Annotated in this window: 8 protein-coding genes; 5 read left to right on the plus strand and 3 right to left on the minus strand. The window is 40.6% G+C overall.

Translation table 11 applies throughout. The annotated features are described in order from the left end of the window. Positions 1–27: 27 nt before the first annotated feature. From J7I93_RS17380 to J7I93_RS17390, 3 genes are all read left to right on the plus strand, one after another. Positions 28–471, plus strand: a complete 444-nt coding sequence (locus J7I93_RS17380; RefSeq protein ID WP_214727176.1) for a YbaK family protein — start codon at positions 28–30, stop codon at positions 469–471. 136 nt (positions 472–607) lie between these two features. Beyond that, complete coding sequence (gene cwlD / locus J7I93_RS17385; RefSeq protein ID WP_214727178.1) at positions 608–1,330, plus strand: N-acetylmuramoyl-L-alanine amidase CwlD; 723 nt, start codon at positions 608–610, stop codon at positions 1,328–1,330. A gap of 389 nt (positions 1,331–1,719) precedes the next feature. After that, complete coding sequence (locus J7I93_RS17390) at positions 1,720–2,778, plus strand: Mrp/NBP35 family ATP-binding protein (protein ID WP_214727180.1); 1,059 nt, start codon at positions 1,720–1,722, stop codon at positions 2,776–2,778. Between the two features lie 53 nt (positions 2,779–2,831). Here the strand turns inward: J7I93_RS17390 and gerD are convergent, their stop codons facing one another. Further along, positions 2,832–3,473, minus strand: coding sequence for a spore germination lipoprotein GerD (gerD, locus tag J7I93_RS17395; RefSeq protein ID WP_214727182.1), 642 nt, complete (start codon positions 3,471–3,473; stop codon positions 2,832–2,834). A gap of 165 nt (positions 3,474–3,638) precedes the next feature. Between gerD and J7I93_RS17400 the strand changes: the two genes are divergently transcribed. After that, positions 3,639–4,271: a KinB-signaling pathway activation protein gene (locus J7I93_RS17400; RefSeq protein ID WP_214727183.1), complete on the plus strand. Its 633-nt coding sequence runs from the start codon at positions 3,639–3,641 to the stop codon at positions 4,269–4,271. A gap of 316 nt (positions 4,272–4,587) precedes the next feature. Here the strand turns inward: J7I93_RS17400 and pdaB are convergent, their stop codons facing one another. Continuing rightward, complete coding sequence (pdaB, locus tag J7I93_RS17405; protein WP_214727185.1) at positions 4,588–5,340, minus strand: polysaccharide deacetylase family sporulation protein PdaB; 753 nt, start codon at positions 5,338–5,340, stop codon at positions 4,588–4,590. A 148-nt stretch (positions 5,341–5,488) separates the two neighbouring features. Between pdaB and J7I93_RS17410 the strand changes: the two genes are divergently transcribed. Further along, a complete protein-coding gene (locus J7I93_RS17410) occupies positions 5,489–5,716 on the plus strand; it encodes a hypothetical protein (RefSeq protein WP_214727187.1) in 228 nt (75 codons plus the stop codon). A 63-nt stretch (positions 5,717–5,779) separates the two neighbouring features. Here J7I93_RS17410 and J7I93_RS17415 read toward each other — a convergent pair. Next, a partial coding sequence (locus tag J7I93_RS17415; protein WP_214727188.1) for a hypothetical protein occupies positions 5,780–6,000 on the minus strand: 221 nt, incomplete at its 5' end.

Below are 6,000 nucleotides of genomic sequence, written 5' to 3' on the forward strand. Positions count from 1 at the left end.
AGACTATCTTCAAGGGGTGAGAATGCAGTGACTGTCATAACGACGTTCAAAGAGAAAAAAAGAGAAAAGCAAATTAAATATGAAAAATCAGTCCTTCGGGAAATTTCCATAAAAGCTTTGAAAGAAAAAGTTCAGCAGTTTTTTGGCTCGTCCAGGTTTGTTTCTGGGTTGATGATGAATTCCGGAATCGAAGAAGCCTGTTACGATGTGGCGATAGAAGCGTATTTGCTGGGCGCAAATTACAGCCGTTTTGGGTTCTATGGCGAATCCTTGGATCAAGTACGTATAAGGTGTGAAAAAGAACAGAAACATCTAGTGGATACCTTATATAACTTCTTCCTGTACTGGGGACATGGTTCAGAGGCTGTTATGAGCGAATCCCTTTATTACATGTGCGAGCAATATGTAAACAGCTGGTGGTCAGAAGGGTTTAATAAAGGAGAAAGAAGGCATAAGCTGCGGCTGCACTAGACTGCCGCCCTCACTAATAATTAGCCCGTCTCATTGTCTCTAATGATACGTTGCGCTGTCCCTTTTCGAAGTTCTATTACTCCTCCTTGTCCCATATATTGAAATGAGGATAAGCAGGAGGGATTGATTAGGGCATATGAAGAAAAAAATAAAAATAAGCGGGTTTGCGATCGGGCTTATCATTCTTTTTCTCATTTTACAATATGATTTTACAGATGATGATTCTTGGGAATCGTGGAATCTTCCGTTAACGGGAAAGATTATCTTGCTTGACCCAGGCCACGGTGGTCCGGATGGCGGCGCCGGTGATGAAGGCGCACTGGAGAAAGATATCGCCCTTGATGTTTCTTTAAAAGTAAGGGACTACCTTCAAGAACAGGGAGCTCTTGTGATGATGACGAGAGAGGATGATCGGGACCTTGCACCTGAGGGGACCAGGGGATATAGCAGGAGAAAAGTGGAAGACCTTAAGAAAAGGCTTGAAATGATTAATACTTCTGATTCCGATTTTTACGTAAGCATTCATTTAAATTCGATTCCTTCTCCCCGGTGGAGCGGTGCCCAGACCTTCTACGCGCCTGGAATCAAGGAAAACGCGAAAGCCGCAAAATTCATTCAAGACGAGCTGCGCCGCAATCTGGAAAATACAAAACGTAATTCCAAACCGCTGAATAATGTTTTTATCTTAAAATACGCTAAAAAACCGGGGGTCCTAGTTGAAGTAGGGTTTTTATCCAACCCGGGTGAAAGAGCTAACTTGAAGACAGATGAGTATCAAGATAAAATTGCTGCATCCATATATAATGGAATCATGCGCTTTTATACAAATGAGGAAGAATTAACAGAGAAGTGGGAGTGAAAAGGTGCTGAAAGGGCATCTTTTCTTTTTTTAGCCTTGGCTCTGTTAAAGCTCATTATTGATTTTGGCAATATGCAGATGAAGGGACGAGATCCTCGAATTTGCATTCGCAATTTTCTTCTTGCGGTATCTAGTCAAGGATGCTGATTCAACGTCCAGCTGGAGCGGATCAAAGGGGGACTCCGCAGGCTTGAGGAGTTCTCACGGACCGCCCGCGATTCACTGAGCTTCTTGAGGGGAAATCAACAGGGAGGTTTAACAGATTATTAGTGATAAGGGTGAACAAGCAGGGGAATAGTGAATAAAAATGGGATGTGATAGAATTAACAGTAAAGAATATTCAATATGTTATACTAAAATGGAAACGAATTCAGAAGGCGGGTGTTTTTATGTTAACTGAACAGAAAGTCAAAGAAGCTTTAACCGGCTTGCAGGAACCATTTATACATAGAACGTTAGGCGAACTAAATGCGATAGAGGAAATTAACATTAAAGAAGAAAAGAATCATGTTAGCGTGAAAATCCAGATTGCCAAAACAGGAACTGCTGAACAGCTTCAGCTACAAACACAAATTGTGAACCTTTTAAAAGAAGCAGGGGCGGCTACAGTTGGGATCCGCTTCAGCGAGCTTCCTGAAGAAGTCTTATCGCAATACAGAGAGGCTGCATCTGAGGAAGATAGAGGTTTGCTTTCTCCAGGCAATAAAACCGAATTTATTGCAATTGCAAGCGGAAAGGGCGGGGTTGGCAAATCCACTGTTTCCGTAAACCTTGCAGTATCTCTTGCAAGATTGGGCAAGAAGGTTGGCCTTATTGATGCCGATATTTATGGATTCAGCGTCCCTGATATGATGGGAATAACAAAGCGACCTGTTGTCAGAGGAGAAAGAATTCTTCCAGTAGAGCGCTTTGGGGTGAAAGTCATTTCAATGGGATTCTTTGTTGAAGATAATGCGCCAATTATCTGGAGAGGCCCAATGCTTGGGAAAATGCTGAACAGCTTCTTTAATGAAGTAGAGTGGGGAGAGCTTGATTACCTGCTTCTTGATTTGCCGCCGGGAACCGGCGATGTTGCCCTGGATGTGCACACAATGCTGCCGTCCTGCAAAGAAATAGTAGTTACAACACCGCATCCGACTGCAGCCTTTGTTGCTGCTCGTGCAGGTGCTATGGCTCTTCGGACAGAACATGAGATCTTAGGTGTTATTGAAAATATGGCATATTTTGAAAGCAAGCTGACCGGGGAAAGAGAGCATGTCTTTGGCCAAGGCGGCGGAGAAAAGCTGGCTGATGAACTAAGAACAGAGGTTTTAGGACAGCTGCCTCTTCAGCAGCCAGATTGGAATGAAGAAGACTTCGCTCCATCCATCTATGATGAAGACCATAAACTTGGACAAATTTATACGGATATCGCGCGTAAAGTTATTCAAGCAGTTGAAAGCAAGTGATAAAAAAACCTCTTCCGTAATGGAAGAGGTTTTTTAATTTGATACAGCACTTATTAAGCTCCGCCGCCTTGGCCGCCGCCGCCCTGGTCTCCACCTTGGCCGCCACCGCCTTCACCACCGCCTCCTTCTTCGCCGCCCTGCTGTTCTCCGCTTTTTACTTCTTCAGCAGCTTTAAGAAGGAGATCCTGGATTTTGGCTTTAAAAAGCGGGCTTTCAAATGTTTCAGTTACTACCTTTTGCAAGTGCTCCCGATACTCTTTGCTTTTAAGAACGTTGGTTACTTCCTTTTCAAGCTCAGGATCTTTTAGTACCTCTATCATCATTCCGCGATATTCAGGATCCTTCATTAGATCCTTTAAAAGCTGTTCATTTTCCTTTTGCATGCTTTTTGCCATACTTTCAGCAAACTTAGGATCATCAAATGACTTCTTCCAAAACTCTGTGCCTTTTTCAGAGGTCAAAGTTTTCTCAATTGTTTCAGCAACAATCTTTTGGTCCATGACCAGCTTTTGCTTCATCTTTTCATCTGCCATTAATTCTTCAATGGCTTTTTTTCCTTCATCTGTCTTCAATATATCTACAACCATTTTTTTAGTTTGCTCATAATCCATTTGGCCGCCGGTTTCACCCTGGCCGCAGCCTGATATGAAAAACACAATTGCAAATGGCAGGAGCAAACGGAATTTTTTTAGCATGTTGAAGCTCCTTTCAGAGGTGTCCTTAACTTTAGAATGAAGAAAATGAGCAAATATTATGCGCTGCAAATACAATGCCTAGATTTTTCAAACTTTGGTTGGTACAATCATAAGGTGGTATTGTATTAAAAGGAATGAATTTAATTATTATGGGGGAAAAATAAATTGACTAGCCGTAATTGGGTAAAGCTTTTTATATCAACTCTTTTAGTTGGGGGTTTAACAACTGGAGTTGTAGGATTTATTGTTCGATGGGAAGAATTTGCACCAATCTTCACTGATTTTGATATTCTTGAAATCCTCTCTGTTTTGTTCTGGCTTATAGGTGTAGGATTAATTTTTAGTATCGTGAGTCAAATGGGATTCTTTGCTTATCTAACTGTACACCGTTTTGGATTAGGCATTTTTAAAGGTTTATGGAATCCTATCCAAATCGTGCTTATTTTGTTTGCATTATTTGATTTGGTTTATTTCCGCTATAAGGCTTTTGCCAATGAGGGAGACAGCATCCTCCCGTATATTGGCGTCGCAAGCTTCCTCCTAATAGTGGGACTTATAGTCGCTGCGATAAAAACAAAGCAAACGAATCAGCATGCATTCATCCCGGCAGTCTTTTTTATGGTGGTGGTAACGGCGATTGAGTGGGTTCCGGTTTTAAGGGTAAATGAAGAAAGCTGGCTATACTTAATGTTATTTCCGTTATTAGTTTGCAATACTTATCAGTTGCTTATTCTTCATAAACTTAATGAAGACTCGCAAAAACAGAGAAGCAAAATAGCAGAAAAGCCATCCAGATAAAATGGATGGCTTTTCTTTTGGCTCTTTTCTAAAAGATTGTTGTTTCTAAATAGATTTTGTAAATAAAACATTGATAAATAAGGTTGGTTGATTGGAGCTTAATGTGCTAATCCTGTGAAAAAGCATCCGCATTTCCTTCGTACGGTGATTATTCAGGACCGCTTATTCTAAGTCCAGCGGGAGGAGTGGGCGTGAGACCCCACAAGTGCTGTGCACCGAGGATGCTCACCGCCCGCCCCGCGCTTCGTTGAGCATCTTAGAGTGGAAATCAACCCCTCAGTATTGTTTATATAGCAACAAAGTTAAAACAGCCTCATTATTTTATTTCATTTGTCTTGGTATCAGCATTTGCAATCATTTGGGAAACGGTAACCAGCTTTAAATCTCTTTCCTCAATATTATTCAAAATGAGTGGAAGTGCCTTTGCTGTTTGTTTGGCGGAATCGGATGCATGAAGCAGGACAATATCCCCTTTTTTCACTTTAGAGACATTTTCAACAATTACTTCAACTCCAGGGTTAGTCCAATCCTTTGAATCAATACTCCAATGTACAACTGTATAACCCATTCTTTCTGCAACCTTTAATGTCTTTTGGTCAAAGTGACCTGTAGGGGCACGGACCAACTTGATGTCTTTAATATTTAGTTTTCTAAAAGCTTCCTGGGCCTTTGCGAGATCCCGTCTGATTTTATCTTCCTCAAGCTCGGTATAGTCCTCGTAATCGTAGCCCAAAATTCCAATTTCGTAACCCTCTTTCACGATTCTGGCTACTAAATCCGGATGGCGTTCTGCCCAGGATCCTGCAAGAAAAAATGTCGCCGACTTAACACCTTCCTTTTTGAGTATGTCCAAAATAGGTTCTGCTTTAACATCACCCCATCCAATATTGAAGGTTATGGCTAAATCCTTTTCCCCTTTATAAACAGCCTTTGGTCCATCCTTGGCTGAAAAAGCAGGCAAGTGGACGATGCTCTCCATATAGAGGAACCACGCAGTAAAAAATGCTGCTATAACCACTAACAGGATTTGTTTTAATGACTTCCCATTTAACACATAAAAAAAGTTCATAATATCCTTCACCTCGTCCGTTACATTCCTTGTCTCATACCTATGCATAACTTGTCTCATACATGAATAAAAAATTTTAATTCATAAAAAAGCACAAATGGAAAAATACTACAAAAAACCAAAAAAGAAACCACAGGGGGCAATGAACTTGATAGGTATGCTATTAAATCAAAAAGAATTAAAGGAATTGGAATATTTGATTAAGCGTGAGATGGATGAAATCCTTTTCGATTTAAAGGATGACAGGATTGATCATATTGTAAAAAGAGCCATGGAAGAAAGGTATAAAATATTATTTTCATTATTTCAGCGAGTGGCATCTCCAGCAGATTGCTTAAAGTACATGCGTTGCCGTCAGCGAGAACAAAAAGGATGATGCGAAATTTTTCAGGAAAAAACTTTTTACATACTGTTGACTTCTAATTAGTATCTTGGTATATTAATAAACGTCGCTGATGACGGTGAGTAAAAACATCTTAAAAAAGTTGTTGACGTCAAAGGTGATAAATGATATATTAATAAAGTCGCTTTTGGGCGACGGATTGATCTTTGAAAACTGAACGAACAAAAACGTCAACGTTAATTCTTTAGTCTTTTTTGAAAAGACAACAGCGGATCGTCGATTAAGAACGCCACGTCCTGTGGCAACATCGACGTCAA

The sequence above is a fragment of the Bacillus sp. ISL-47 genome (assembly GCF_018613175.1).
In the GTDB taxonomy this organism is placed as follows: domain Bacteria; phylum Bacillota; class Bacilli; order Bacillales; family Cytobacillaceae; genus Cytobacillus.